This window comes from Microbispora sp. CL1-1 (assembly GCF_012034195.1).
GTDB lineage: Bacteria > Actinomycetota > Actinomycetes > Streptosporangiales > Streptosporangiaceae > Microbispora.
On sequence record NZ_JAATEK010000004.1, the window covers coordinates 83,216 to 107,296 of the forward strand.

Genomic DNA, 24,081 nt, shown 5'->3' on the forward strand with positions numbered 1-24,081 from the left:
TTCCTTTCGTGGGGGGTGGGGTGCGGAGTCAGGGGATGACCGGCCCCGGCCGGACGCCCAGGGACTCCAGGTGGGGGGTGAGCCTGTGCAGGAAATCGCGGTAGTCCCCCGCCGTGCCCCACGCCACCTCGGCGAAGGCGCACAGCCGGGGGAAGGCCATCGCCTCGACGTGCTCGGGCGTGGGCATGTATTCGGTCCAGAGCTGGCACTGCACGCCGAGGATCCGGCCGGTGGCGCCCTCCGGGGCCGCGGGCGGCGCGTAGCCGTACACGTCGGAGAGGGAGAGCATGTGCCCGTGCGGGCCGGGGGCGTCGGCGGGATAGTCGAAGTAGGTGCTGGTGTGCGGGGCGAGCACGACGTCGAACCCTTCGAGCGCCGCCCGCGGGCCGCTCTCGTGGTCGAGCCAGGTCATCGCGGTCACGTCGCGTGCCCCACCGGGACCGTCGTACCAGTGGATCGGGCGCCGGCCGCGGGAGGCCACGTGGGCGCCGACGGTGGCGGTGAACCACGCCCGCGCCGCGTCCGGGCCCGGCAGCCCGAGCTCGGCGATCCGCCGCAGCGCCGCCTCGCTGCGCGCCCACTCGTCCGGCGGGCACTCGTCGCCGCCGAGGTGGACGTACTCGCCGGGGAACAGGTCCATGACCTCGTCGAGCACGTCGCGGCAGAAGCCGATGGCGGCCTCCTCCAGGTTGAACACGTGGGGGCTGATCCCCCACGAGTCCCGCACCGGCAGGCGGCGCGACGGCTGGTTGCCGAGCCAGGGGTAGGCGGCGATGGCCGCCTGGGCGTGCCCCGGCATCTCGATCTCGGGCACGATCGTGACGAACCGGTCGGCGGCGTACGACACGATCTCGCGGATGTCCTCCTGGGTGTAGTGCTCCCCGCTGATCTCGGTGAGCCGGGGATAACGCTTGATCTGCAGCCGCCAGCCCTGGTCGTCGGTGAGGTGCAGGTGCAGCCGGTTGAGCCGGTGCACCGCGAGCAGGTCGATCAGGCGCAGCACGAAGTCCTTCGGCATGAAGTGCCGGGCGACGTCGAGCATCACCCCGCGCCAGGAGTGCGCGGGCCGGTCGGTTATCCGGCACAGCGGCGCCTCGGGGCCGAGCGCCGCCAGGGTGCGCAGGCCGTAGAAACGGCCGGCCGGTCCCCCGGCGGCGAGCTCCGCGCCGCCGGGGGTGACGTCGATCCGGTATCCCTCCTCGCCGAGCCGGGGATCGTCGGGCGCGTGCCGTACGAGGCCGTCGTGGAGCATGACGGTTCCCCCGAGCACGGCCACCTCGCGGGGCCGCGGAATCATCATCTGGGTCATCCCTTCACCGCGCCCGCGATCATCCCGGCGGACACGCGGCGCTGGAGCACGAGGAAGACGAGCAGGACGGGAAGCATGAACAGCGTGGCGGCGGCCATGGTGGCGCCCCAGTCGGTGCCGAAGACGTTGCTGAACCCGGACAGCCAGATCGGCAGCGTACGGTCGCCCTGGTCCTTGATCATGAGGGCGTTGGCGAAGGCGAACTCGTTCCAGGCGGTGATGAAGCCGAACAGCGACGTGGACATCAGGCCCGGCGCGAGCAGCGGCAGCACCACCCGGCGGAACGCCTCGGCCCGGCCGCACCCGTCCATCAGCGCGGCCTCCTCCAGCTCGCGCGGGACCCCCGCGATGAAGCCGCGCAGCGTCACGATCGTGAACGGCAGCGTCGTGACGAAGTAGACGAGCGTCAGCGTCGGCAGCCGGTCGAGCATGTCCGCGTCGCGGGCGATGATGTAGACCGGCACGAGCAGCGCCGACCAGGGCGCGGTCTGGGCGACGAAGACCATCAGGATGAACCCGCGCCGCCCGGACCAGCGCAGCCGGGCCACGGCGAACGCGGACGGCAGCGCCACGGCCAGCGCGAGCAGCACCGCGCTGACGGTGACCGCCAGGCTGTTGCGCCAGAACGTCCAGAACCCGGCGGCGTTCACGGCCGTGGCGAAGTGGGCGAGGGTCGGCCGGGCGGGCCAGAACGCCGGGGTCTCGGTGAGGATGTCCACCGTCGGCTTGAACGCGGTGATCACCATCCAGTAGACGGGGAAGACCGACACCGCCAGCACGCCCAGGGCGGCGGTGTTCAGCACGACCCTGTTGAGCGCGGGCCGGTTGAATGCCACGCGCCTCATGCGTTCTCCTCCCGGAACATGCGGCGCAGGTGGACGACCAGCACCGCGAGCAGCATCAGCACGGTGAGCGTGGAGACGGCCGACCCCAGGTCGTACCGGTGCAGCGACTGCGCGATCTGGAACGCGTAGACCGGCAGCGTGGCCGTCGCTCCTCCGGGGCCGCCCTTGCTGATCGCCCAGATCTGCGCGAAGCAGGTGAAGACCCAGATCACCTCCAGCGACGTGATCAGGCCGAACAGCGGGCGCAGGATCGGGAACGTGACCCGGCCGAAGACCTGCCACGACCCGGCCCCGTCGATCCTGGCCGCCTCGTACAGCTCGCCGGGGATCGTCGTGAGTCCCGCGTAGAGGGTGAGCGCCGCGAACGGCACCGACTGCCAGACGACCAGCGCGACCAGGATCGCGAACGTCGCACCGCCATGGGCGAACCACGTGTAGTCGCGGAAGGAGTCGAAGCCGAGGCCGGCCAGCAGCCAGTTGACCACCCCCAGGCGCGACTGGAACAGCCACTGGAAGATCGTGGTCGCGGCGAGCACCGGGGTGGCCCAGGTGAGCACCATCCCGCTCATGACCGCCAGCCGCATCCGCCGCCCGAGGCGCGGCAGCATCAGCGCGACGGCCGTGGAGATCACCATGATGAGCACGACGTTGGCGGCGGTCCACAGGAACGTGCGCCGCACGACCCCCCAGAACTCCGGCCCGCCGAGAGCCTCGGCATAGTTGGCGAGCCCGGCGAAGCCCGCTCCGCCCCTGATCAGCTCGCCCAGCCGGAAGTGCTGGAAGGAGATCACGACGCTGCGGGCCAGCGGGTAGACGAGCAGGCACGCGAAGCCGGCCAGGGCCGGGGCCACCAGCAGGTAGGGCCAGAACGTCCCCTTCCTGCGGGTTCCCGCCCCGATCAGGGGAGCGGGACGGGCCGCCGTACGGGCGAGGGTGCGCGCCATGTCACGACGCGGTGTTGAGGATCGTGGTGATCACCTCGGAGGCCGCCTTCGCCTCGGTGGCCGCGTCGCCTCCGGTGAGCACCTTGGTCATGTACTCCTTGATGACGTTCTTGGCCTCCACCGCCGCCCAGTTGGGCGAGTTGGGCGTGGCGTGCCCGACCGCGGCGCCCGCCGCCATCGCCGCCGTGGCCTCGTCGCCGCTCAGCACCCCGGCGTACGAGGTGCGGTTGGGCACATAGCTCATCTCCTTGGCCATGTCGAGCTGGAACTTCTCCCCGGCCAGGGCCTTGACCACCTCGTACGCCTCGTCCGGGTGGGCGGACGCCTCGGGGATGATCAGGTCGGATCCGCCGGTGAAGACGGCGCCCGGCTTGTCCGCCGTCTTGCCGGGGATCGGGAAGAAGCCGAGCCTGCCCTTGAGGTCCGGGTTGGCCTTCTCGATCGCGACCGCGCCGCCGGGAGCGGAGATGATCTGCGCGATGTCGCCCTTGCCGAACACGTCGGCCTGCGGCGGCCTGGCCTCGTCGGAGTCCTTGGGGCCCTTGCCGAGCGCTTGGAGGCGCTGGTAGAACGCCATCCCGGCGAGCGCCTGCGGCGTGTCGAGCACGCCCTTCCAGCCGGTTCCGTCCTTGACGGCGAGGTCGCCGCCCTCGTCCCAGACGAATCCGGCGAGGGTGTACCAGTTCTGGCCGGGCAGGTAGATGCCCTGCACGCCGCCCTTGTTCAGCTTCGTGGTGACGTCGATCCACTCGTCGCGGGTCTTCGGCGGGGTCGTGACGCCGGCCTTGGCGAACAGGTCCTTGTTGTAGATGACCACCCGGTTGGCGGCGTACCAGGGGATGCCGTACTGCCTGCCGTCGATCTTCCCCGGCTCGGCCAGGCCGGGCAGCCAGTCGGAGCCGCCCAGGTCGGCGATCTTGGCGGTGAGGTCCCTGACCCCGCCGCTCGCGGCGTACTCGGCGACCTGGGTGTTGCCGACCTCGATGACGTCGGGGGCGTCCTTGCTGGCGAGCGCGCTGGTGACCTTCTGCCCGATGCCGTCCCATTCCTGGATCTGGACGTTCAGGGCGATCCCGGGATGCGACCGCTGGAAGTCGTCCGTGAACCGCTGCACGATCGCGTCCGACAGGCTGTCGCGCATGAACCACACGGTCAGCGTGGTCGTGCCGGTCTCTCCGGATGTCCCTGGCTCGGACGCCGAACCGCATCCGGCGAGCGCGAGGCTGAACGCGGCCGCCGTGGCGAGGAGGCGGTACCTCATCGGTCCTCCCACTGGTCAGTTATTGGTAAACCGTTGAGAGGAGAGTGGTCTTAACCAGTCGGGCTGTCAAGGGGCGAAATATCGGGATATTCGCAGGCATGACGCTGGGAGGAGTGGTCAACTACTGGTAAGGTCTGGGACGTGCAGAGACTTCCAGCGGGCCTCAAACGCGACCGGGTCAGAGATGTCCTGCTCGACCTGATCTCCGACAAGGAGCCCGGCACCGCCATCCCCTCGGAACGCGACCTGTCGCGCGAGCTCGGCGTCTCCCGCCCGACCCTCCGCGCGGCGATCGACGGGCTCGTACGGCAGGGCATGCTCGTGCGGGAGCACGGGCGGGGGACGTTCACCGGCCGCCGGAAGGTCACCCAGCCCCTCGCGGCCGGCGACGACTCCTTCCATGCCCCCGCCGCCGAGGGGAACTGGCTCAGCCGCATCCTGGAGTTCGACTCGGCCCCGGCCACCGCCCGGCTCGCGCACCGCCTGCAGGTCTCCCCCGCCGACCCGGTCCTGCGCGTCGTACGGCTCCGCCTGGTGGACGACGAGCCGATGGCGATCGAGCGCATCCACCTGCCGCACCGCCTGGTCGAGTCGCTGCGGCCCGACGACATGGTGTCCGGGTCGTTCTACCGGTTCCTGCGCACGAGGTTCGGCATCGACGTCCGCCGCGCCACCCAGAGCATCGAGCCGACCGTCACCGACGAGACCGAGGCCGAACTGCTCGGCGTCCCCCAGCACGCACCGGCCCTGCTCATCGAACGCACGGCCCGCGAGGCCAACGGCCGGGTCGTGGAGTTCACCCGGTCCATCTATCGCGGCGACCGCTACCGCATCACCTCCGAGCTGCACTTCGACGACACCTCCGGCTGAGGCGGGGACGCGGCTTCGCATGACGCCGGGACGCGGCTTCGCATGACGCCGAGACGCGGGCTCGCTCGACACGGGGATGCAGGCTCACTCGCGACGGGGGACACGAACTCGCTCGACACGCGGGATGCGGGTTCGCTGAGAGCGTGGGCAGGGGTTCTTGCCGGGAGATCCCCGCGCTCCGTACGGTCCGGGGCATGGCCACTCTTCCTTCGACCGAACCGGCGCAGGCGGTGGTGCGGGCCGCCACGGGCGACGAGCGGCAGGTGCTGGAGGCCTTTCTCGACCTCCTTCGCGCGATGGTCGTCCGCAAGGCCCAAGGGCTGTCCGAGCAGGACGTGCGCCGCCGTCATGTGCCGTCGGCGACGACGCTGGCCGGGCTGATCAGGCACCTGACCGTGGTGGAGCGGAACTGGTTCGGGCGGGTGCTGGCGCAGGACCCGGCCATGGCGCCTCCCTCGGAGAAGGACGCCGACAGGAGCTTCGCGGTCGGCGACGACGACACCATCGAATCCCTGATCACGGCCTACGAGCAGGCGTGCGCGGAGTCGCGGCGCATCGCCGCCCGGTTCCCCCTCGATCACGAGGTGCCGCACGAGCAGATCCCCGCGCTCTCGCTGCGCTGGATCTACGTCCACATGATCGAGGAGACCGCGCGGCACGCCGGGCACGCGGACATCCTCAGAGAGCTCGCCGACGGCGCCACCGGATCCGTCGTCTGACCATCCTGGCGCGCCCCGCGATGTTGTGCCGCGCAGGCAGGCCGCGGGTGATACGCACGCGCCGTCATCGTGCCTGGTCCGGGAGGTCACAGGGTCTCTCAGGTGCGGCTTCGGGTCAACGGCCTCCCTCCGCGAGCTTCCGGCGTACGTCGAGGACGGCCCGGTCGGCGGCGGCCCGGCCGGAGATCCAGCCCTCGCGGTTGCTGACCGCACCCGCGCCGACCAGGGTCAGCGTCGGAAAGAGCTCCTCGACCCTCGCCTCGACGGCCTGTTCCCTGGCCGCCAGCACCGGCAGCAGGTCGCGCCCCGCATCGGCGGCGGCCTCCCGCACCGCCTCCCCCGTCGCCTCCCGCAGCCGCTCGCCGATCCGCTGGGCGTACGCCGCGAGGAACGACTGCCGGAACGACCGCGTGCGGGAACGGCCCAGGCCGTCCCGGCGGGATCCGGCCAGCCGCATCGCGGTCGTGGCCTGCACCAGCAGCGAGGTGAACAGCACCTCCACGGCGGCCAGATCCGCGGGGAACCCGAGCACGGTGGCGAACCCGAAATGCCGGCTCCACACCGAGCGGCAGTGGTTGGCCGAGGCGATGACGTCCAGCAGCATCGCCTTCGGGCCCTCATAGGGCGCGTCGACTCCGAGCCGCCGCCCCTCCGGACCACCGGCTGCTCCCGGACCGGGCGTCTGCGCGGCGAGCAGCGCGGCGTCGATGCTGTGCCGGGCCATCAGCGCCTGCGCCGCGGCGGTGAACGTCTCGGCCTCCGCCTCGAACTCGGTCGACTCGGCCTTGGCCAGCAGGGCCCGAACCCGGGCGAGCGTCCGTTCGTCGACGGCACCGCCCCGGACGCCGGGCGTACGGCGGGCCGTTCCCGGCACGGGGCACAGCCGCTCCAGCGCCGGCAGCGTGGCCAGCAGGTGGATCACCCGGAGCGCGCAGGCGACCATCGCGGTCCTGTCGCCGTCGTCACGGAGATACTCCTCGTCGCGGCCCCACCACACCGTCGCGCCGATGGCGTCGAGCTGGTCGAGCCAGCGGTCGTCCACGGTCGCGGCGGCGTAGGCGCGCATCTCGGCCGCGATGGCGTCGGTCACGAGGCGGACGTGCCGGGCCTCCACCCGCCGGCCCGCCAGCCGGACGAGGTCGGCGGGCTGCCAGCCACCGTGCCAGGCGAGCGTCACATGCCGGTTCAGCGCGTCGAGCAGAGCCCGGTCCACGGCCTCGCGCAGCCCCTGGCCCTGCGCGAGGATCTTCACGCATCGCCGGAACTCGATCTCGTCGTGACGGCGCCGCGCCTCCAGCGCCGCGGACAGCAGCCCGGCCACCATCTCCTCCGCCGCCTGGCCCGGGGAGCCCGACGACCAGGGGAAACTCCAGGTGGCTCCGCCCGGCGGCCCGAGGCTCCACCGCCGCCGTGCGCCCTCCCGCTCCGCGCCACTGCCACTGTCTCTGCCGCTGCCCCTGGCACTTCCCCTGGCACTTCCCCTGCGGCTGCCGCTCATCCGCTCGCCCTCCCCCGATCGCTCGTGCGAGCGATTCTGTCAGCCCCGACCCCCAGTGCCGTGACGTTATCCACAGGCATGCGGGAGCGACCGGCACGCTCCCACGGAAGGAACGGATACAGGACGGTGACGTGCGCGGGCATGCCGTACGCCGCCGAGGAGTCGTAGCGTTCCCGAAAGCCCCCGACCAGGGGCTCACCGAAGGGATCGCCACACCAGGGCGGTTCCACCGATCCCCTAAGGCGCCATGAGCGACAGCCTCACGCCGGGCGGTCACGCGTACGACCCGATCCCACTGCGGCGCGTGACATACCGCTCTGGGCATTTACACGGAAGATCCAGCCAGATAAACCTGATTTCCAGATGCAAAGTGATCTGGGCCACATAGTGCCGCGCCCGATCCTGCGAGGAGTGGTGCCCGATGCTGTACTCGCTGGCGAAGCGATTGCTCTCCGCTCTCGGACGGGGGTTCGTACGGCTCGGGCGCTACTGGGTCGCCCAGTTCGGCCTCGCCTACGCGCTGACCTGGGGTCCCGACACCCCCGATCCGGCGCCGGAACTGGCCGAGGAGACCGAGCACTGGGACTGGTCGATCCCCTACCACTGGTACGAGATCTCCCGCTGACGCCCGCCCGCGCCGCTCACCGCGGCGCGATCACCGAACGGGCCAGCCGGGCGGCGACGGCGTCGTCCAGCGGCGCGTGGCCGATCAGCAGGCGATACCACATCATGCCGAAGAGCTGATCGACCAGCAGGTCCAGATCGCTGTCCGCGGGCAGCTCGCCCTGCCGGAGCCCGCGGGCGAGCAGGGCGCGCAGTTCGTCCCTGCGCCCGGCGGTGAACTGGCGCAGCCCCTCGGCCGCCACCGGGTCGCGCTGCGCCTCGGCCATGATGCCGCGCAGCAGCCCGCTCACCTTCACGGCGGTGCGGAAGGTGGCGGCCAGAAAGGTCTCCAGGTCGTCGGCGAAGACACCGGTGTCGAGGCCGGGCGTCAGTTGCCGGGCCCGCTCCGCCATCGCCTCCAGCAGCACCGCGCCCTTGGAGGGCCACCACCGATAGATGGTGTGCTTGCTCACCCCGGCGGCCTGCGCGATGACGTCGATCGAGACCGCCGAGTAGTCGTTGTCGGCCAGCAGGTCGGCCGCACGATCGAGAATGGCCTGCCGTACGGCCGGATTGCGTCGCCGTCCGGTATGCGGACGGGGCTGCGGCTCTGCGGTCACGCCGCCGAGCATAACAGTTGACGGAACCAACGGTTTCGGCATCCCTCTTGGCCGCAACGGCCCACCTCGCTCCCCTTGTGTCCCCGCCGGGTGTGCACGCTTCCACGCGCCATGTGACGACGGCCCCGGACGGGGACCCCTTGACGAAACTGTCAGTTTCGACAACGCTTTTACCAGAACCGATGGTTCCGACAAGATTGAGGCAACGTCATGGACCTGAACCTGCGTGGCAAGCGGGCGCTCATCACCGGAGCGTCCCGGGGCATCGGCGCGGCCATCGCCGAGGTGCTCGCCGAGGAAGGCTGCGACCTCGACCTCGCCGCACGCAGCGAGCCCGAACTGGAGAACCTCGCCGCCCGCCTGCGCGCCGAGCACGGCGTGGCGGCCACCGTGCACCTCGTGGATCTGCGGCGCGGCGACGAGCTCGACCGGTTCGCCGCCGAAGTGCCGGTGCCGGACATCCTGGTCAACAACGCCGGCGACATCCCCGGCGGGCCGCTGGCCGCGGTGAACGAGGAGATGTGGCGGCACGGCTGGGAACTGAAGGTCTTCGGCTACATCAACCTCACCCGGCACATGTACGCCAGGATGAAGGCCGCGGGCCACGGCGTGATCATCAACAACATCGGCGCCTCAGGCGAGGGAGCCGACGCCAACTACATCGCGGGCAGCACCGGCAACGCCGCACTGATGACCTTCACCCGGGCCCTGGGCGGCCGCAGCCTGGCCGACGGCATTCGCGTGGTCGGCGTCAACCCCGGTCCCGTCGCCACCGAGCGCATCCTGACCCTTATGAAGGCCCAGGCCCGCGCCCGCTTCGGCGACGAGTCCCGCTATCCCGAGCTGACCGCGATGTTCCCGCTGGGCCGTGCCGCGAGCCCGCGCGAGATCGCCGACCTCGTCGCCTTCCTGGCCTCGGACCGGTCCGCGTACACCACGGGCGCGGTGTTCACCGTGGACGGCGGCGTGTCGGCGGCGGGCCTGTGAGACGGACGCCTTCCTGTGGGCCGTGCAGGGCACCCTCGCTGCGGTCTTCGTCGTGGGCGCGAGGCAGGCCATCCCGTCAAGGAGCACCCTGATCTCCAGGATGCCCTGGACGGCGGATTTCCCCGGGGCGGCGATCCGTCTCATCGGGATCGCCGAGCTGGCCGGAGCGGCCGGGCTCGTCCTGCCCGCGGTCACCGGCATCGCACCGGTCCTGACGCCGCTGGCGGCGACCGGCCTGGCCCTGACCATGACACTGGCCGCGATCTTCCATGCCCGGCGGCACGAGTACGCCGCGATTCCCCTCACGGTCGTCCTCTTCGTCGCCGCCGCGTTCACCGCGTGGGCCCGCTTCGGCCCCTACACAACGTGACCGGACTCTGGGACGCGCTGGCCGGGAAAGACGAAACCTGCGGCCCCCGTAGGCGTCGCCGCCGGGAGACCACAGGTCGCGATGAAAGTGGTGCGCCGCCAGGGACTCGAACCCCGGACCCGCTGATTAAGAGTCAGCTGCTCTAACCAACTGAGCTAGCGGCGCCCGCACCACAAGAGTAGCGGCTTCCGGAAGTGTTCCGCGCCATCCGCGGCCCCGCGCCGGGAAAACGGCGCGGCCAGATCAATCTGCATATGAGAGGGGCCGCGCCGGCATGGCGCGGCCCTTTCTCCATCCCGGCGAACCGTACCGGCGAACGATGCCGGCAAACCCACGCCGGCGAAACCGTGCCGGCGAACCCGCGCCGGCGAACCGTGCCGTATGGACCGGTGCGGCGGACCGGAGCGCGGCCTTCAGGGCCAGGTGCCGTCCGGCCGCGGTGTCGTAGGGGCGATGATGCGCAGCCGCTCCAGGAGCGTGACGAACGTCGAGGCGTACGGCGACGGCGCGACGACCGAGGCGACCCGGTCCCAGTCCACCTGCTCCCGCATGGCGCGGACCATGGGCAGCAGCGAACCGTAGTCGCAGGCGTGCTCCGACAGCGGCAGTATCCAGGAGATCACAAGGTCGGTGGCTTCGAGGACGGGCAGGCTCAACGCGGCGGTGTTGATCGGCTCGGCTCTGGCGATCATGGCCTCGGTCACGGGCCTGTCGGCGAGCGAGAAGATCAGGTCGACGAGGACGCCCTCCTCGTCGAACGCCTTGACCAGCCAGTCCTCCGGTGGTTTCGCGGTCCGGAAACCCAGGCTCTCCAGGGTTTTCAGCGCGAGCGGGACGTCTTCCTCGACCAGGGCGAAGTCGACGTCATGTAGTGATGGCGCGGCGCCCCTCGCATAGCCGGCGCAGCCTCCGGCCAGCGCGAACCGCACCCCGGCCTCCTTGAGACCGGCCCCGGCGCGCTTGAGCGTCTCAAGGATCGCGTCGGTGACTTCGTGACTGTGACTACCCACTTACGTCGCTTGCCCAGCCATGTTCGGCGCAAACAATCCCGGGTAGAGCGCGCTCATGACCGAGACCCTCCAGGAAATCAAGCGTGAGTACGAGGGCGAGGACAACCGTCCCCTGGCCTCGTACACACGAGTTCTCGCGGTGTACGGCGGGGCCGTCGCGGCGCTGCTCGCCGCGGCGAAGCTGACGGGCCGCAGGCCCCCCGAGAACATCAAGGCGATGGACCTCATGCTGATGGGGCTGTTCACGCACCGGCTCTCGCGCACGCTTGCGAAGGACCCGGTCACCAGCCCCATCCGCGCTCCCTTCACCCGCTATGAGGGCCCCTCCGGCCCGGCGGAGCTCAAGGAGAAGGTCCGCGGCCACGGGTTGCGGCACGCTGTGGGCGAGCTGCTGACCTGCCCGTTCTGTCTGGCCCAGTGGGTGGCGACCGGATACGCGGCGGGCACCGTGTTCTTCCCCAGGGTGACCCGGCTGGCCGGGGCCACCATGGCGGCCGTGGCGATCTCCGACTGGCTCCAGCTCGCGTACGCGCGCCTGATGAAGGCCGCGGAGTGAGCGAGGCGGGAAAGCGGACATGAGTGAGGTGCTCGAACCTCTGGAGAACACCGGCGAGAGCCGCAAGGAGCGCGTCGACCGCGAGCTCGGCGAGCTGCTGCAGGGCCTGCGGGTGGCCGCGACGGGCGTGCAGGTGCTGTTCGCGTTCCTGCTGACGCTGCCGTTCTCCTCCGGCTTCGGAAAGATCGATACGACCGGGAACTGGCTGTTCTACCTGGCGGTCGTCAGCGCGGCGGTCGCGTCGATCTGCACGATCGCCCCGGCGACCCAGCACCGGATCCTGTTCCGGTCGGGGCTCAAGGAGCTGCTGCTGCACCGGGCCAACCGGCTGGGCGTGGCCGGCGGACTGGCCCTGGCGGTGTCGATGAGCTGCTCCACCGCCCTGGTGCTGGACGCGCTGACCAGCCCGGGGCCCGCCGCGCTGATCGGCGCGGGCGTGGCGCTGCTGTGCGCCTGGCTGTGGTTCGTCCAGCCGCTCCTGTCGCTGCGCCTGGTCGACAACGACTAGAAGCCAAGAACGGCTAGAAGCCAAGAACGACCAGAAGCCAAGAACGACTAGAAGCAGAACGCGGAAGCAGAACGCGACCGCGGCGGCCGCGCTCCCGTATGCCTCGCGTCAGCTCAGCTCCCTGGAGCGCCGTTCTCTGAGGCGGGGCAGGATCCGCGTCGAGTAGAACTCGAAGAACCCCTCCTGCTCCGTGCCGATCTGCGCGATGTAGACCTCGTCGAAGCCGGCGTCCACGTGCGCGCGGATCGCGCTCAGATGTGCCTCCGGAGAGGGCCCGCAGGGCGTCGACCGGGTGGCGGCCTCCTCCGTGACGAGCTGCGCGAGCTGCTCGAAATGCCGCGGCAGCGGCAGGAGCTGGGCGGCCTCGCCGGGGATCCCCTGGTTGGGCCAGAGCCTGTGGACGGTCTTGCGCGCCTCGGCCTCGTCGTTCGCCCAGCACACCTTCAGCCCGGCCGCGCACGGCCTGCCCTCGCCGCCCGCCTTGTGGAACGCCTCGACCATGTCGGCGGCGGGCGCGGTGTGGATGTAGCCGTCGACGGCCTCCTCCAGCATGCGCTGCCGCTGCTCGGCCGGGGGCCACTGATCGCCCAGGATGTGCTCGTTCAGCGCCTCGCCGGTGCCGACCCCCAGGCGGAACCCGCCGTCCAGCAGGGTCTGGGCTGTCGCGGCGGCCTGGGCGATGATCGCCGGGTGGACGCGGATGATGGGGCAGGTGACCGCGGTGGTCACCGGCAGCGACGTGGCCTGCGAGACGGCTCCGATGACGGACCATACGAACGAGCTCTCGCCCTGCTCGTCCAGCCAGGGGTGAAAGTGGTCGGAGATCCACAGCACCTCGAAGCCGGCTTCCTCGGCGAGTTTCGTCTGCCGTACGAGCTCCTTGGAATCATGCTCCTCACTGGACAGGAAATATCCGAAAGTCGTCATGCATCGCCAGATGCCTGGTTATTGTCAAGCAAACGTAACAATGGGTGCTTCGGCGGCAAATTCGATCGGTGCCAGGGCTCGATGATGTTACGAGACCCTTTGCAGGGGCAGTGGAGGGCCATGGCTACTCTGCTTTGGATCATCGCCGTGGTACTGGTCATCGCCGGGATCTACGTCATCCTGGCCCGTCGGGACATCCTCTGGGGGATCGTCCTCATCGTCCTCGGATTCCTGGTCGGCCCCGGGGGCGTCAGCATCTTCAATCCCTAACCGCAACCTCACCCACCAGCCGCAACCTCACCCACGCTACTCGCGGACACCGAGACGGCCACCGGCCGAAGGGCCGGTGGCCGTCTCGGGACCGGGACCTGGGTCTGGATCTGGACCGGGGTCGGGGTCGGGATCGGGATCGGGATCGGAACAGCGAATCAGCAATGGTCGCCGTTCAGGCAGTAAACGGTGTAGGCGTGCTTGATGACCGGAAGGGCGACATTACGCACCCGGATACCACCGGGAGTGACGCCTTTTTCCGTGCCCGCATGCGCGTGACCGTGAATGAAAAGATCCGCGCCCTCGGCGTCGGCCGCCTCCGCCAGCATGTAGCTGCCGAGGAACGGATAGATTTCCGGCGGCTCGCCCATCAGCGTGTCCTTGACCGGCGAGTAGTGGCTGAGCACGACCCTGTGGTCGGCGTCCAGATCCTTGAGCGCCCGCCGCCACCGTTCGGCGATCTCCTTGGTGTGCCGGACGAACGCCTTGGTCTCCGGCTCGCCGAACTCGCTCGCGCACTTCCCGGCGAACCCGCCGCCGAAGCCCTTGCCTCCGGCGACCCCGAGCCGTACGCCGTCGATGGGGACGACCGTGCTCTCGTCGTCGAGGACGACGATGCCGGCGTCACGGAGGAGAGCGATGATCTCCTGGTTGCAGTCGGAGTGGTAGTCGTGGTTGCCGAGCACGGCGACGACGGGGATGGGCAGGCCGCTCAGCTCCTCGGCGACCACCCGGCCCTCGGCGATCGTGCCGTGCCTGGTCAGATCGCCTCCCACCAGCAGCACGTCCGCGCGACGCTCGATGCCCTCGATCTTCTTGCGATAGTGGCCGCGCAGATCCTCGCCCAGATGGATGTCGGCGACGGCGGCGATCCGCAGCTCCCTCACAGGTGCTCCTCCTCTCCCGCCTCCCGCACCTCGACCAAGGTGATCTCGTTGTGCAGCCGCAGGCCGGGAGCCGCCTCCCTGGCGACGTTCTCGATCTGGTGGCGCCGCTCGTCACAGGAGACCTGTCCGCGCAGGTAGACCTCTTCTCCTCGTACATCCACCCGAATGCCCAGCTCGGTGGTCCGATCGTCCTCCGCGAGAGCCCGCTGGACGCGGGCCGCGACATAGTGCGGCGTCTCCATCTCTTCCCCTCGTGTCCCCCTCGGTTCCTTCTCGCTAGCGCTGCCCGGCCCTTTCCGGGCGAAACCCGTTGGTTTGACGGGCGTGAGGGTGGATAGGGGAGTTGATGTTCCGGTGCCTAAGACGCAGGTACCTCCGTGGCGTGAGCATGCCGTGATGGAGGAGCGTCTTGGGAACAGGCACCGGCACCCCACCCCGCCGCGTCGCCGCCCATGGGCCGCACGCCCGCTCCCTGCCTTCCCACCCCCCGCCTTCCCACCCCCCGCCTTCCCACTCCGTGCCTGCCGGCCGCGGCCCGCCATGCGTGCGCCTGCTGCTCCCGCACGCCGCGACCGGCCGCCGTCCCCATACCGGCCGTCGACCCCGTACCGGTCACCGGGCCCGTACCGGCCGCCGGGCCCGCCCACCTGGACTCCCTGATCCCCGAGCCGGGTATTCGCCACTGCCGCACATGGAGGAACCCCCAGTGAAGATCGCCATGGTCTCGGAGCACGCCAGCCCGCTCGCCACCCTCGGCGGTGTCGACTCCGGCGGCCAGAACGTGCACGTCGCCGCCCTCGCCCTGGAGCTCGCCCGCGCCGGTCACGAGGTCACCGTCTACACCCGCAGAGACCGCGAGGACCTGCCGGAAACCGTCGCCTTCGGCCCGGGTGTGGACGTCGTCCATGTCCCCGCGGGCCCCGCCGCCGAGATGCCCAAGGACGAGATCCTGCCCTGGATCCCCCACTTCGGAAAGTGGCTGCACGACCGGTGGCTGTTCGACCGCCCCGACATCGTGCACAGCCACTTCTGGATGAGCGGGCTGGCCGCGCTCGCCGCGGCCGAGAAGCTCGGCATCCCGGTCGTCCACACCTACCACGCGCTCGGCAGCGTCAAGCGGCGGCACCAGGGCCCGGCGGACACCAGCCCGCGGGAGCGCGTCCAGGCCGAGGCCGACATCGGGCGGCGGGTCGACGGCATCATCGCGACCTGCAACGACGAGGTCGACGAACTGATCCGCATGGGCGTGCGGCGCCGCGCGACCCGGGTCGTCCCCTGCGGCGTGGACGTCGCCACCTTCCACCCCCACGTCGAGCCTCTGGAACGGCCGGAGCGCCCGCGCCTGCTGTCGGTCGGCCGTCTCGTGCCGCGCAAGGGCCTGGAGACCACCATCGAAGCCCTGCGGCACCTGCGGGACGCCGAGCTGGTCATCGCGGGCGGACCCCCGGCGGCCGAGCTGCACCGCGACCCCGAGGTCACCCGGCTGCGGTGGCTCGTGACGCGGGCGGGCGTCTCCGACCGGGTCCGTTTCCTGGGCCGGGTCGAGCGCGACACCCTGCCCGCGCTGATGCGCTCGGCCGCCGCCGTCGTTTCGGTGCCCTGGTATGAGCCGTTCGGGATGGCGGCGCTGGAGGCGATGGCCTGCGGCGTCCCGGTCGTCGCCTCCGCGGTCGGCGGCCAGAAGGAGACGGTGGTCAACACCGTGACCGGCCTCCTCGTGCCGCCCCGCAACCCCGCCGCGCTAGCCAGGGCGCTGCGCAGGCTGCTCGGCGACCGGGTGCGGCGCACGGCGTACGGCATCGCGGGGGCCGACCGCGCCCGCGCGAGGTATGCCTGGAGCCGCATCGCCACCGAGACCCTGGCCGCCTACGACCGGGTGCTGTCCGCCCGTGAGCCGGCGAGGAGCGCTTCCTGATCCGGCCTATGGGGTGAGCCACTGATGTCCACGGCCCCCGTGCCGCGTTCCGGGGGCATCGGCGGCATCGGCGGCATCGGCGGTCCGCGCACCGGTGCGGTTTCCATCTGCTCAACCGCAAGTGCTCAACCGCAGGCGGTCAACGGGCAGATGGTCAGCCACAGGCGGTCGACGGCAGGTGCTCAACCGCAGGTGCTCAACCGCAGGCGGTCGACGGTAGGCGCTCGGCGGCAGGTGCTCGGCGGCAGGTGCTCAACGGCGCCGTGCGGGCGCCCGGCACAGGAGTTCGATGACGGCCTCCTCGACCGGCCCGTGGGTGGCGAGCCTGCCCTCGCCGGTGTCCTCGCCCAGCCGCCCGAGAGGGATCGTCCGCCCCTTCTCGTACAGCGCGACGACGCGTGGGTCCACGTAGGAGGCGCGGCAGACCGACGGTGTGTTGCCCAGGTATTCCGACACCTCCTTCATCACCCGGGAGACGGCCCGCTTGCGCCCGGCGCCGCTGCGTACGGGGCGGGAGACGGCGAGCCCGACCGCCGCCAGGACCGTGGCGTGCCAGGTGCGGAAGTCCTTGGCCGAGACCTCGGTGCCGAACGCATCCTTCAGGTAGGCGTTGATGTCGGCGCTCCGCACGTCCACCCAGCCCTCGTCGGTGCGGTAGCGCAGCAGCTCGCCCCTGCGGCCCTTCGACAGCGCCGACAGCACCGCGCACACGTCGGCGTCGGTCAGCACCTGCTCCCGCTCCTTGCGGCCCTTGGCCAGGTAGCGGCACACGACCTCACCATCGCCGCATCTGACGTGCGAGGTCTTCAGCGTGGCCAGGCCGTACGAGTCGGTGTACTCCTCCCCGCCGACGCGGAAGAAGCCGATGTCGAGCATGCGCGCGGCGGTGGCCAGCACGCGCTCGCGGCTCAGCTCGTCGCCGCGCAGGTCGCGCGCCACCCGCTCGCGGAACGCCGGAAGCCGCCGGGCGATCTCCAGCACGTGGTCGAACTTGGCCTCGTCCTGCTGCCTGCGCCACTCGTCGTGGTAGCGATACTGCCGCCGGCCCGCCGAGTCGGTGCCCACGGCCTGGAGGTGACCGTCCGGATGGGCGCAGATCCACACGTCGGTCCAGGCCGGCGGGATCGCGAGGTGCCTGATCCGGCGCAGGGTGGCGTGGTCCTTCACCGTACGGCCGGAGGCCCAGGTGTAGCTGAACCCGCGCCCGCGGCGCCTGCGCCGGATGCCCGGCTCGCCGGGATCGCTCGGCCGCAGCTCGACGGGCGGTGTCTGGAAGACCTTGGCCGCCTCCGCGAGGGTCTCTTCGTCCGGGGAACCCCGGGTGGCCGCCTTCTGGGTCACAGTGCTCATCGCAGCAGCTCCCACGCCTGTTCGAGCACCTCGTCCACGCTCACGTCGCCCACCCACGAGACGTCCTGGTGACCGCACTCCCGCATGCCCAGCCGGGGGTCGGCGGGCGTCCCGCAGACCGGGCAGCCGGACGTCCAGGAGATCAGCGGCCGCTGGTGGCCCCTGCTCAGCGGACCCCAGTTGATCATGTTGCCGCACCAGTAGACGCCGACGGTGGGGGTGCCGGTCGCCGCCGCCAGGTGACGCGGCCCCGTGTCGTTGGAGACCAGCAGGTCGCAGGCGGCGTACAGCGCCGTGAGCCCGCCGAGGGACAGCTCTCCGACGACGGCCCTCGCCGGGGTCTGCATCTGCGCGACGACCTTCTCGACGACGTCCCGCTCCTCCTCGACGCCGGTCACCACCACCGGCCGTCCGAGGCGGTCGGCTACCTCGGCGAAGCGTTCCGGCGGCCATCTCCTGCGCCGGTCCCCCGCGCCCGGGTGGATCGCCACCAGTCCCCTGGGCACCTTGCCGAGCGTGCGGTTCAGCTCGGCCCAGTCCTTCCGCACGACCGCTATCCTCGGCTCGATCTCGGTGGCGGTCGCGCCGACCAGCCCCGCCACCTCCAGGTAGCGCAGGGTCTCGTGCTGGTAGTGGACGTACGGCACCCAGCGGTCGAGCGGCTCGGCGTCGGGGGCGCGCAGGCCGGCCGTCACCCGCGCTCCCAGGCGGCGGATGAACGGATTGGAGTCGCGCCCGCCGCCGTGCATCTGGACGGCCAGGTCGAACCTGCGCCGGCGCAGGTCCTCGCACAGCTCCTCGTACCGTTCCTCGTACGGCTTCTCGGGCGCGGCGGACCCGCCGGACCCGTCGGCCGGGGAGGAGACGCCGGAGATGGGCGGCAACGCCACCACCTCGTCCACCGGACCCGGGCGATCGCGCAGAAACCGCGCGTGCCACTCACGGCCGAGCAGGGTGATCCTGGCGGCCGGGTAGGCCCGCCTGAGCGCCCCGATGGCGGGCAGCGCCAGCAGCAGGTCGCCGAGGGCGCTGGCCCTCAGCACCGCGATCCGCTCGACTCCTTCCACGAGCAGGGCGCTCATGCCACCCGCCCCGTCCCCTCGTGCATCGGACACCCCCATTCGTCCGGCCCGCCGGCTGACCCCCGGCGGAGCACTCGTGTGGAGCGACGTCTGATCCCGGTTACCCCGGTGCGACGGCCCCAAACCGAGCGGACGGGTCTGCGGTGCCTGCTGTTTCCCCTGCGTTTTCGGGGGTAGCCGCCGGGAGATGACGGCGCTGCACCCCGGATATGTCCAGGCCCGTTCGACCGCGGCGATAGCGAACCGGATTCGAGGGTAGAGGGGGCCCATGACCGAAGAACAACGCTCTCCGACCGGCAAGCCCATGGTGGAGGCGACCCCGATGGATGTGATCCGCATCCGCATCGGGTCGTTCGCACTGGTCTTCTGCGTCGCCGTACTGGTGCTCTCCTTCGTCGGCCGCCTGTGGGTGCTGACGGGGATCGTCGTGGTGATCATGGCGGCCATCGGCCTCTACATGGCCTTCGCCGTACGCAAGCAGAAGAAGCTGGGCGGCGGGCCCCGATCGAGAGGATGACGAGGTGAGCCTGAAGGACAAGGTCGTCGTGGTGACCGGCGCCAGCGGCGGCGTGGGCCGCGCGGTGGTCCGGCAGCTCGGAGCGGAGGGCGCGAAGGTCGCGCTCATCGCACGAGGAGAGGCCGGCCTCGCCGGCGCGGCCGTGGACGTCGGGGCGGAGGGCGGCACCGGAAAGACCTTCGCAGCGGACGTCTCCGACTACGACCAGGTCCGCAAGGCCGCCCAGCGCGCCGAGGCCGAGCTGGGCCCGATCGACGTGTGGATCAACATCGCGTTCACGACGGTGTTCGCGCCGTTCCTGGAGATCACTCCCGAGGAGTACGAGCGCGAGACCAAGGTGACCTATCTCGGCTACGTCTGGGGCACCCGGGTGGCTCTGGAGATGATGAAGCCGCGCGACAGGGGCGCCATCGTGCAGGCGGGCTCGGCCCTGGCCTACCGGTCGATCCCGCTGCAGTCGGCGTACTGCGGCGCCAAGCACGCGATCGTCGGGTTCACCGAGTCGGTTCGGACCGAACTTCTCGCCGAGGACTCGGGCGTGAAGATCACGGTGGTGCAGCTTCCGGCGCTGAACACTCCGCAGTTCGACTGGGGGTTGAACCGGATGCGACGGCACGCGCAGCCGGTGCCGCCGATCTACCAGCCGGAGGTGGCCGCCGACGCGCTCGTCTACGCCGCCGGGCATCCGGAGCGCAAGGAGTATTGGGTCGGCGGGATGACCGCGGCCACGATCATCGGCCAGCGGCTGGCGCCCGCGCTGCTCGACCGCTATCTCGCGAGGACCGGAGTGAAGTCGCAGCTCACCGGTGACAAGACCCCGACCGGGGTGTCCAACCTGTGGGAACCGGCGGACGAGGACAAGGACTACGGCGCGCACGGCGGCTTCGACCGGCGCTCGCACGGCCGCAGCGTGCAGCTGTGGATGTCGCAGCACCGCCGCCTCGTCACCGCCGCCGGCCTCGGGCTCGCCGCCCTCGCCGGACTCGGCCTGCGCCGCCGCTGACGGCTCAGGCCCGCGCTCCTCTCCCCTACCCGACCCGGCCTCGGGCGAGGTGCCCGGCAGCCCGGTCGGTGATACGCGCGGGTGTGAATATCGCTCTATATCGAGGCACGACCTTTTCCTGCTGATACGTAGGGGCATACCGGGGTAGTCGAGGGCGATGGACGAGCTTGACTACCACTTCCTGTGCGAACTCGCGGCCCAGTTCCGGGTGGACTCGGTGCGGGCCGCCGCGGCCGCCGGCTCGGGACATCCCACGTCCTCGATGTCGGCGGCCGAGCTGATGGCCGTACTGCTCGCGCGTCACCTGCGCATTGATATCGCGGACCCGGCCAACCCGGCCAACGACCATCTCGTCTTCTCGAAGGGCCATGCCTCACCCCTCCTGTACGCGATGCTCAAGGCCGCCGGGGTGATCAGCGACGAGGAGTTGCTGACCTTCCGGAAGCGCGGCAGCCGCCTGGAGGGACATCCCACGCCCCGGGTGCCGTTCATCGACGTGGCCACCGGCTCGCTGGGCTTCGGCCTGCCCGTGGGGGTGGGGCTGGCGCTGACCGCACGGAGTCTGGACCGCCTGCCGTACCACGTCTGGGTGTTGTGCGGCGACAGCGAGCTCGCCGAGGGATCGATGTGGGAGGCGTTCGAGCACGCCGGGCACGAGGGGCTGAACAACCTCACGGCGATCATCGACGTGAACCGGCTCGGTCAGCGCGGCCCGACCCGGCACGGCTGGGACCTCGGCGCGTACGCCGCCAGGCTCGGCGCCTTCGGCTGGCACACCATCGAGATCGACGGCCACGACCCCGGCCAGATCGACTACGCGCTCGCCGACGCCCGGGCCACCCGGCGCCGCCCGACGGCGATCATCGCCAGGACCTGCAAGGGCCGCGGCGTGTCGGCCGTGGAGAACCGCGAGGGCAAGCACGGCAAGCCGCTTGAGGACGCCGAGCGGGCGATCGAGGAGCTCGGCGGGCCGCGCTCCCTCACCGTCGAGGTCACCCCGCCGGACGCCCCGGCCACGCCGTACCGGTACGCCGACGGCACGCTCGACCTGCCGGCATATGAGGTGGGTGAGCGGGTGGCCACCCGGACCGCCTTCGGCGAGGCGCTGGCCGCGCTCGGCACGGCGCGGGGCGACGTCGTCGGGCTCGACGGCGAGGTGGCCGACTCGACGAAGCTGGAGGCGTTCGCCAAGGCGCACCCCGAGCGGTTCTTCGAGTTCTACATCGCCGAGCAGCAGATGGTCGCCGCCGCCGTCGGCATGGCGGCCCGCGGCTGGACCCCCTACGCCGCGACGTTCGCCGCCTTTCTCACCAGGGCGTACGACTTCGTGCGGATGGCGGCGGTGAGCCGGGCGGGCATCTGCCTGGTGGGCTCGCACGGCGGAGTGTCCATCGGCGAGGACGGGCCCTCCCAGATGGGCCTGGAGGACCTCGCGGCGTTCCGCGCGGTGCACGGCAGCACCGTGCTCTACCCCTGTGACGCCAACCAGACGGCCCGGCTGGTCGCGGACATGGCCGGCCTGGAGGGCATCCGCTACCTGCGGACGACCCGAGGCGAGACCCCGGTGATCTACGGCCCGGACGAGGAGTTCCCGGTGGGCGGCTGCAAGATCCTGCGCACCGGCGGCCAGGCGACCGTGGTGGCCGCGGGCATCACCGTGCACGAGGCGCTGGCCGCCGCCGACCTGCTCACCGAGGACGGCGTCTCCGTCACCGTCGTCGACGCGTACTCGATCAAGCCGCTCGACTCGGCCGAGCTGCTCGACGCGGCCAGGGCCACCGGGAAGGTCGTCACCGTGGAGGACCACTGGCCGGAGGGCGGGCTCGGCGACGCCGTCCTCTCCGCGCTCGCGGACGCGCCGGTGCCGGTACGCAAGCTGGGCGTGTCGGTAATGCCGGGCAGCGCGACCTCACAGGAGCAACTGGAGGACGCCGGCATCGACAGGGGCGCCATCCGCGAGGCCGTCCTGTCCCTGCTCCGCTGAGACCCGCCGAGCCTACCGGTGGGCGGCGAGGGCGCGGGCCGTCGGCGTCCCGGCGTCCGGCGGGTAGTCCGCGACGTGCCCCTGGTAGAGGACGCGCCCGCCGTGCCTGCCGGGGCCGGGCCCGAGATCGATCAGCCAGTCGGCCTGCCGGACGACGTCCAGGTTGTGCTCGATGACCACGACGGTGTGCCCCCGGTCGACGAGGGCGTCCAGGACCCGGAGCAGCGTCGATGTCGCTCATGTGCAGGCCCGTGGTCGGTTCGTCGAGCACGTACGTCGTGGGCCGCTCGGCGTCGCGCAGCTCCTTGGCGATCTTGAGCCGCTGGCACTCCCCTCCGGACAGCGTGGTGAGCGACTGGCCCAGCCGGAGATAGCCGAGACCGGCCTGCGACAGGTGCCGCAGCGCCCGGTCGACGGCCGTGTCGGACAGCCGGCGCCTGGCCTGGTCGACGGAGAGGGCATCGACGTCGGCGATGGACAGGCCGTCGACGGTGTACGCGAGCACCTCGGGGGTGAAGCGCCGCCCTTCACACGCCTCGCAGACGACCTCCTGGCCGTCCATGAAGGCCAGGTCGGTGTAGATGATCCCGAGCCCGTCGCACTTCGGGCAGGCGCCTTCGGAGTTGGCGCTGAACAGCGCGGCGGGGACGCATGCTGGCCCTGCGTCGATCCTCCAGACGGGACGGCCGTTCAGCGGGGACGAACTGGCCGCGCGCCTCGACGTCAGCCCCCGCACCGTGCGCCGCGACGTGGACCGGCTCCGGGAGTACGGCTATCCCGTGGAGACTCAGCCGGGACCGGGCGGCTACTACCGGCTCGTGGCGGGCCGGACGATGCCCCCGCTCGTCCTCGACGATGACGAGGCGATCGCCGTGCTGCTCGGTCTCGCGACTCTCGCCTCCTCCGGTTCGGGCGAGGACGGGGCGCTCGACGACGCGGCCACCCGCGCGTACGGCAAGCTCGACCAGTTCCTGCCCGCGCGGCTGCGTCCGCGCGTGGCCGCGCTGCGGGCGAGCCTGGAGACCGGCCGGCAGCTCGCGCCCGCGGTGAACGCGGCGCTTCTCGCCGGTCTCGCCGAGGCGATCGACGACCGGGAGGTCGTACGGTTCGGTTATCGCGACAGACACGGCGGAGAGAGCCGCCGGCGGGTGGAGCCGCACCGGCAGGTCCATCTGCTTCTGCGCTGGTATCTGCTGGGGTGGGACCTGGACAGGGACGACTGGCGGGTGTTCCGCCTCGACCGCGTCCGCGACCTCGTGCGCACCGGTGTCCGGCACGCTCCCCGTGCCCTGCCCGCCGACGCGGCCCTGGCCTACCTCCGCCAGGGCCTCAACGCCGACCGCCGGCGCGTACGGCTCGTCGTGCGGGCGCGGCCCGACCAGGTGGCCGACGCTGAAGTTCGAGGACGCCGAGATGCGCCGTGGGCTCGGCGCCGGAGAGACCCGGGTCACCGTCTGGCTCGACTCCTGGGAATGGCTCGTCCTCGGCCTCGCCCGTCTCGACGCCGACTTCACCGTCATCGAGCCCGAGGACTTCCGCGGTGCCTATGCCGCCTTCGCCCGTCGTCTCCTCGCCGCCTCCGGCCGCCCGGAACCACCGTCCACGTGACAGGCCCTTCCGGGCTGCCGGCGGCGCGTACGAGAGCGATCAGCGGGCCTTGGCGGTCGCCTTACGGTTGGCCTTCTTGATGGCGTCCACGAGCTCGTCCTTGGTCATCTTCGACCGGCCCTGGATGCCGAGGCGGCCGGCGACGTCATAGAGATGCTGCTTGGATGCGTTCGCGTCGACGCCCTCGGCCGTCTTGCCCTGCTTCGGCGTGCCCTTCTTCGCCTGCTCGTCCGACGGTCCGCGTCCCCCCTTCTTCTCCCAGTGGTCGCCCACCTTCTCGAAGGAGTGCTTGAGTGCGGCGAACGCCGTACGGTGGGCGCGCTGGCCCTCGCCGTACGTCTCGACTGCGGAGTCGTGCGCCTTGATCCACGTCTCCTGGGCCTCCTTGGGCGAGCGCTCCAGGGTCGAGGGCAGTTCCTTACGTCCTGGCATGTTCCA

General features: G+C 71.1%; 27 protein-coding genes, 1 tRNA gene and 1 pseudogene. 13 read left to right on the top strand and 16 right to left on the bottom strand.

Going from position 1 to position 24,081, the window contains the following annotated elements; translation table 11 throughout:
• Positions 1–28: 28 nt before the first annotated feature.
• The 4 genes from HCK04_RS06395 to HCK04_RS06410 are packed head-to-tail and all read right to left on the bottom strand — an operon-like array spanning position 29 to position 4,359.
• Positions 29–1,300 (bottom strand): beta-N-acetylhexosaminidase, encoded by a 1,272-nt coding sequence (locus HCK04_RS06395; RefSeq protein ID WP_142645955.1) that lies wholly within the window; start codon positions 1,298–1,300, stop codon positions 29–31.
• Between the two features lie 5 nt (positions 1,301–1,305).
• Complete coding sequence (locus tag HCK04_RS06400) at positions 1,306–2,154, bottom strand: carbohydrate ABC transporter permease (RefSeq protein WP_142645956.1); 849 nt, start codon at positions 2,152–2,154, stop codon at positions 1,306–1,308.
• Entirely contained in the window at positions 2,151–3,098 is a 948-nt protein-coding gene (locus tag HCK04_RS06405; protein WP_142645957.1) for a sugar ABC transporter permease, read from the bottom strand. The genes HCK04_RS06400 and HCK04_RS06405 overlap by 4 nt, the downstream gene beginning before the upstream one ends.
• Position 3,099: 1 nt before the next feature.
• Positions 3,100–4,359, bottom strand: coding sequence for an extracellular solute-binding protein (locus tag HCK04_RS06410; RefSeq protein ID WP_142645958.1), 1,260 nt, complete (start codon positions 4,357–4,359; stop codon positions 3,100–3,102).
• Positions 4,360–4,500: 141 nt separating this feature from the next.
• Between HCK04_RS06410 and HCK04_RS06415 the strand changes: the two genes are divergently transcribed.
• Together HCK04_RS06415 and HCK04_RS06420 are read left to right on the top strand one after the other, a co-directional pair.
• The gene (locus tag HCK04_RS06415; RefSeq protein WP_142645959.1) at positions 4,501–5,229 is read left to right on the top strand and encodes a GntR family transcriptional regulator; all 729 of its coding nucleotides are present in this window, start codon (positions 4,501–4,503) and stop codon (positions 5,227–5,229) included.
• Between the two features lie 194 nt (positions 5,230–5,423).
• On the top strand, positions 5,424–5,948 hold the full coding sequence (locus HCK04_RS06420; RefSeq protein ID WP_142645960.1) for a DinB family protein: 525 nt from the start codon (positions 5,424–5,426) through the stop codon (positions 5,946–5,948).
• Between the two features lie 115 nt (positions 5,949–6,063).
• Here the strand turns inward: HCK04_RS06420 and HCK04_RS06425 are convergent, their stop codons facing one another.
• Positions 6,064–7,446, bottom strand: a complete 1,383-nt coding sequence (locus HCK04_RS06425; protein ID WP_205829931.1) for a DUF2786 domain-containing protein — start codon at positions 7,444–7,446, stop codon at positions 6,064–6,066.
• A gap of 421 nt (positions 7,447–7,867) precedes the next feature.
• On the opposite strand from HCK04_RS06425, the gene HCK04_RS06430 reads away from it, so the two are divergent.
• Entirely contained in the window at positions 7,868–8,071 is a 204-nt protein-coding gene (locus HCK04_RS06430; RefSeq protein WP_142645961.1) for a hypothetical protein, read from the top strand.
• 16 nt (positions 8,072–8,087) lie between these two features.
• Here the strand turns inward: HCK04_RS06430 and HCK04_RS06435 are convergent, their stop codons facing one another.
• Positions 8,088–8,669, bottom strand: a complete 582-nt coding sequence (locus HCK04_RS06435) for a TetR/AcrR family transcriptional regulator (protein ID WP_260617142.1) — start codon at positions 8,667–8,669, stop codon at positions 8,088–8,090.
• 210 nt (positions 8,670–8,879) lie between these two features.
• Between HCK04_RS06435 and HCK04_RS06440 the strand changes: the two genes are divergently transcribed.
• Together HCK04_RS06440 and HCK04_RS06445 are read left to right on the top strand one after the other, a co-directional pair.
• Entirely contained in the window at positions 8,880–9,656 is a 777-nt protein-coding gene (locus HCK04_RS06440; protein WP_142645963.1) for an SDR family oxidoreductase, read from the top strand.
• A 22-nt stretch (positions 9,657–9,678) separates the two neighbouring features.
• Positions 9,679–10,026, top strand: a complete 348-nt coding sequence (locus tag HCK04_RS06445) for a DoxX family protein (RefSeq protein WP_260617143.1) — start codon at positions 9,679–9,681, stop codon at positions 10,024–10,026.
• Positions 10,027–10,114: 88 nt separating this feature from the next.
• Here HCK04_RS06445 and HCK04_RS06450 read toward each other — a convergent pair.
• A tRNA-Lys gene (locus tag HCK04_RS06450) sits at positions 10,115–10,191 on the bottom strand.
• A gap of 248 nt (positions 10,192–10,439) precedes the next feature.
• Positions 10,440–11,036 carry a nucleotidyltransferase family protein gene (locus tag HCK04_RS06455; RefSeq protein WP_142645964.1) on the bottom strand — a complete coding sequence of 199 codons (597 nt, stop codon included), beginning with the start codon at positions 11,034–11,036 and terminating at the stop codon, positions 10,440–10,442.
• Positions 11,037–11,091: 55 nt separating this feature from the next.
• On the opposite strand from HCK04_RS06455, the gene HCK04_RS06460 reads away from it, so the two are divergent.
• Both HCK04_RS06460 and HCK04_RS06465 read left to right on the top strand, forming a co-directional pair.
• Positions 11,092–11,592 (top strand): DUF1360 domain-containing protein, encoded by a 501-nt coding sequence (locus tag HCK04_RS06460; RefSeq protein WP_142645965.1) that lies wholly within the window; start codon positions 11,092–11,094, stop codon positions 11,590–11,592.
• A gap of 19 nt (positions 11,593–11,611) precedes the next feature.
• Positions 11,612–12,100, top strand: a complete 489-nt coding sequence (locus HCK04_RS06465; RefSeq protein ID WP_142645966.1) for a DUF6328 family protein — start codon at positions 11,612–11,614, stop codon at positions 12,098–12,100.
• Positions 12,101–12,208: 108 nt separating this feature from the next.
• Here HCK04_RS06465 and HCK04_RS06470 read toward each other — a convergent pair whose 3' ends face one another.
• Positions 12,209–13,027: a TIGR03557 family F420-dependent LLM class oxidoreductase gene (locus tag HCK04_RS06470; protein ID WP_142645967.1), complete on the bottom strand. Its 819-nt coding sequence runs from the start codon at positions 13,025–13,027 to the stop codon at positions 12,209–12,211.
• 120 nt (positions 13,028–13,147) lie between these two features.
• On the opposite strand from HCK04_RS06470, the gene HCK04_RS06475 reads away from it, so the two are divergent.
• Positions 13,148–13,297: a GPGG-motif small membrane protein gene (locus tag HCK04_RS06475; protein WP_167530303.1), complete on the top strand. Its 150-nt coding sequence runs from the start codon at positions 13,148–13,150 to the stop codon at positions 13,295–13,297.
• Between the two features lie 158 nt (positions 13,298–13,455).
• Here HCK04_RS06475 and HCK04_RS06480 read toward each other — a convergent pair whose 3' ends face one another.
• Positions 13,456–14,184: a metallophosphoesterase gene (locus HCK04_RS06480; protein WP_221889876.1), complete on the bottom strand. Its 729-nt coding sequence runs from the start codon at positions 14,182–14,184 to the stop codon at positions 13,456–13,458.
• Complete coding sequence (locus tag HCK04_RS06485; RefSeq protein WP_142645968.1) at positions 14,181–14,426, bottom strand: BON domain-containing protein; 246 nt, start codon at positions 14,424–14,426, stop codon at positions 14,181–14,183. The genes HCK04_RS06480 and HCK04_RS06485 overlap by 4 nt, the downstream gene beginning before the upstream one ends.
• Before the next feature lie 449 nt (positions 14,427–14,875).
• Between HCK04_RS06485 and HCK04_RS06490 the strand changes: the two genes are divergently transcribed.
• Positions 14,876–16,099 carry a glycosyltransferase gene (locus tag HCK04_RS06490; protein WP_240971074.1) on the top strand — a complete coding sequence of 408 codons (1,224 nt, stop codon included), beginning with the start codon at positions 14,876–14,878 and terminating at the stop codon, positions 16,097–16,099.
• Positions 16,100–16,351: 252 nt separating this feature from the next.
• On the opposite strand, the gene HCK04_RS06495 is transcribed toward HCK04_RS06490, so the two are convergent.
• Both HCK04_RS06495 and HCK04_RS06500 read right to left on the bottom strand, forming a co-directional pair.
• Positions 16,352–17,449 carry a DNA topoisomerase IB gene (locus tag HCK04_RS06495; protein ID WP_142645970.1) on the bottom strand — a complete coding sequence of 366 codons (1,098 nt, stop codon included), beginning with the start codon at positions 17,447–17,449 and terminating at the stop codon, positions 16,352–16,354.
• A complete protein-coding gene (locus tag HCK04_RS06500; protein ID WP_142645971.1) occupies positions 17,446–18,531 on the bottom strand; it encodes a glycosyltransferase family 9 protein in 1,086 nt (361 codons plus the stop codon). The genes HCK04_RS06495 and HCK04_RS06500 overlap by 4 nt, the downstream gene beginning before the upstream one ends.
• Before the next feature lie 268 nt (positions 18,532–18,799).
• Between HCK04_RS06500 and HCK04_RS06505 the strand changes: the two genes are divergently transcribed.
• The 3 genes from HCK04_RS06505 to HCK04_RS06515 all read left to right on the top strand — a co-directional run bounded on the left by HCK04_RS06505 (position 18,800) and on the right by HCK04_RS06515 (position 22,035).
• On the top strand, positions 18,800–19,048 hold the full coding sequence (locus HCK04_RS06505; protein WP_142645972.1) for a hypothetical protein: 249 nt from the start codon (positions 18,800–18,802) through the stop codon (positions 19,046–19,048).
• A 4-nt stretch (positions 19,049–19,052) separates the two neighbouring features.
• Positions 19,053–20,051, top strand: coding sequence for an SDR family oxidoreductase (locus HCK04_RS06510; RefSeq protein ID WP_312845720.1), 999 nt, complete (start codon positions 19,053–19,055; stop codon positions 20,049–20,051).
• Positions 20,052–20,208: 157 nt separating this feature from the next.
• Positions 20,209–22,035, top strand: coding sequence for a transketolase (locus HCK04_RS06515; protein WP_142645973.1), 1,827 nt, complete (start codon positions 20,209–20,211; stop codon positions 22,033–22,035).
• Positions 22,036–22,047: 12 nt separating this feature from the next.
• On the opposite strand, the gene HCK04_RS42050 is transcribed toward HCK04_RS06515, so the two are convergent.
• Both HCK04_RS42050 and HCK04_RS42055 read right to left on the bottom strand, forming a co-directional pair.
• Complete coding sequence (locus HCK04_RS42050; RefSeq protein WP_240971169.1) at positions 22,048–22,215, bottom strand: hypothetical protein; 168 nt, start codon at positions 22,213–22,215, stop codon at positions 22,048–22,050.
• Between the two features lie 130 nt (positions 22,216–22,345).
• Positions 22,346–22,597, bottom strand: a pseudogene (locus HCK04_RS42055) (excinuclease ABC subunit UvrA); the annotation flags it as partial.
• A gap of 19 nt (positions 22,598–22,616) precedes the next feature.
• Between HCK04_RS42055 and HCK04_RS06525 the strand changes: the two are divergent.
• The gene (locus HCK04_RS06525; protein ID WP_240971076.1) at positions 22,617–23,723 is read left to right on the top strand and encodes a WYL domain-containing protein; all 1,107 of its coding nucleotides are present in this window, start codon (positions 22,617–22,619) and stop codon (positions 23,721–23,723) included.
• Here HCK04_RS06525 and HCK04_RS06530 read toward each other — a convergent pair.
• On the bottom strand, positions 23,683–24,075 hold the full coding sequence (locus tag HCK04_RS06530; RefSeq protein ID WP_142645974.1) for a ChaB family protein: 393 nt from the start codon (positions 24,073–24,075) through the stop codon (positions 23,683–23,685). The two genes, HCK04_RS06525 and HCK04_RS06530, sit on opposite strands and share 41 nt — an antisense overlap.
• Positions 24,076–24,081 lie beyond the last annotated feature (6 nt).

Bases quoted from the DNA above. Each gene is read 5' to 3' on its own strand.
- HCK04_RS06530 (WP_142645974.1), bottom strand. From the start codon at position 24,075: ATGCCAGGACGTAAGGAACTGCCCTCGACCCTGGAGCGCTCGCCCAAG.
- HCK04_RS06515 (WP_142645973.1), top strand. From the start codon at position 20,209: ATGGACGAGCTTGACTACCACTTCCTGTGCGAACTCGCGGCCCAGTTC.
- HCK04_RS06465 (WP_142645966.1), top strand. From the start codon at position 11,612: ATGAGTGAGGTGCTCGAACCTCTGGAGAACACCGGCGAGAGCCGCAAG.
- HCK04_RS06440 (WP_142645963.1), top strand. From the start codon at position 8,880: ATGGACCTGAACCTGCGTGGCAAGCGGGCGCTCATCACCGGAGCGTCC.
- HCK04_RS06425 (WP_205829931.1), bottom strand. From the start codon at position 7,446: ATGAGCGGCAGCCGCAGGGGAAGTGCCAGGGGAAGTGCCAGGGGCAGC.
- HCK04_RS06430 (WP_142645961.1), top strand. From the start codon at position 7,868: ATGCTGTACTCGCTGGCGAAGCGATTGCTCTCCGCTCTCGGACGGGGG.
- HCK04_RS06460 (WP_142645965.1), top strand. From the start codon at position 11,092: ATGACCGAGACCCTCCAGGAAATCAAGCGTGAGTACGAGGGCGAGGAC.
- HCK04_RS06485 (WP_142645968.1), bottom strand. From the start codon at position 14,426: ATGGAGACGCCGCACTATGTCGCGGCCCGCGTCCAGCGGGCTCTCGCG.
- HCK04_RS06470 (WP_142645967.1), bottom strand. From the start codon at position 13,027: ATGACGACTTTCGGATATTTCCTGTCCAGTGAGGAGCATGATTCCAAG.
- HCK04_RS06490 (WP_240971074.1), top strand. From the start codon at position 14,876: ATGGAGGAACCCCCAGTGAAGATCGCCATGGTCTCGGAGCACGCCAGC.
- HCK04_RS06405 (WP_142645957.1), bottom strand. From the start codon at position 3,098: ATGGCGCGCACCCTCGCCCGTACGGCGGCCCGTCCCGCTCCCCTGATC.
- HCK04_RS06525 (WP_240971076.1), top strand. From the start codon at position 22,617: ATGATCCCGAGCCCGTCGCACTTCGGGCAGGCGCCTTCGGAGTTGGCG.
- HCK04_RS06410 (WP_142645958.1), bottom strand. From the start codon at position 4,359: ATGAGGTACCGCCTCCTCGCCACGGCGGCCGCGTTCAGCCTCGCGCTC.
- HCK04_RS06495 (WP_142645970.1), bottom strand. From the start codon at position 17,449: ATGAGCACTGTGACCCAGAAGGCGGCCACCCGGGGTTCCCCGGACGAA.
- HCK04_RS06475 (WP_167530303.1), top strand. From the start codon at position 13,148: ATGGCTACTCTGCTTTGGATCATCGCCGTGGTACTGGTCATCGCCGGG.
- HCK04_RS06500 (WP_142645971.1), bottom strand. From the start codon at position 18,531: ATGAGCGCCCTGCTCGTGGAAGGAGTCGAGCGGATCGCGGTGCTGAGG.
- HCK04_RS06400 (WP_142645956.1), bottom strand. From the start codon at position 2,154: ATGAGGCGCGTGGCATTCAACCGGCCCGCGCTCAACAGGGTCGTGCTG.
- HCK04_RS06420 (WP_142645960.1), top strand. From the start codon at position 5,424: ATGGCCACTCTTCCTTCGACCGAACCGGCGCAGGCGGTGGTGCGGGCC.
- HCK04_RS06395 (WP_142645955.1), bottom strand. From the start codon at position 1,300: ATGATGATTCCGCGGCCCCGCGAGGTGGCCGTGCTCGGGGGAACCGTC.
- HCK04_RS06505 (WP_142645972.1), top strand. From the start codon at position 18,800: ATGACCGAAGAACAACGCTCTCCGACCGGCAAGCCCATGGTGGAGGCG.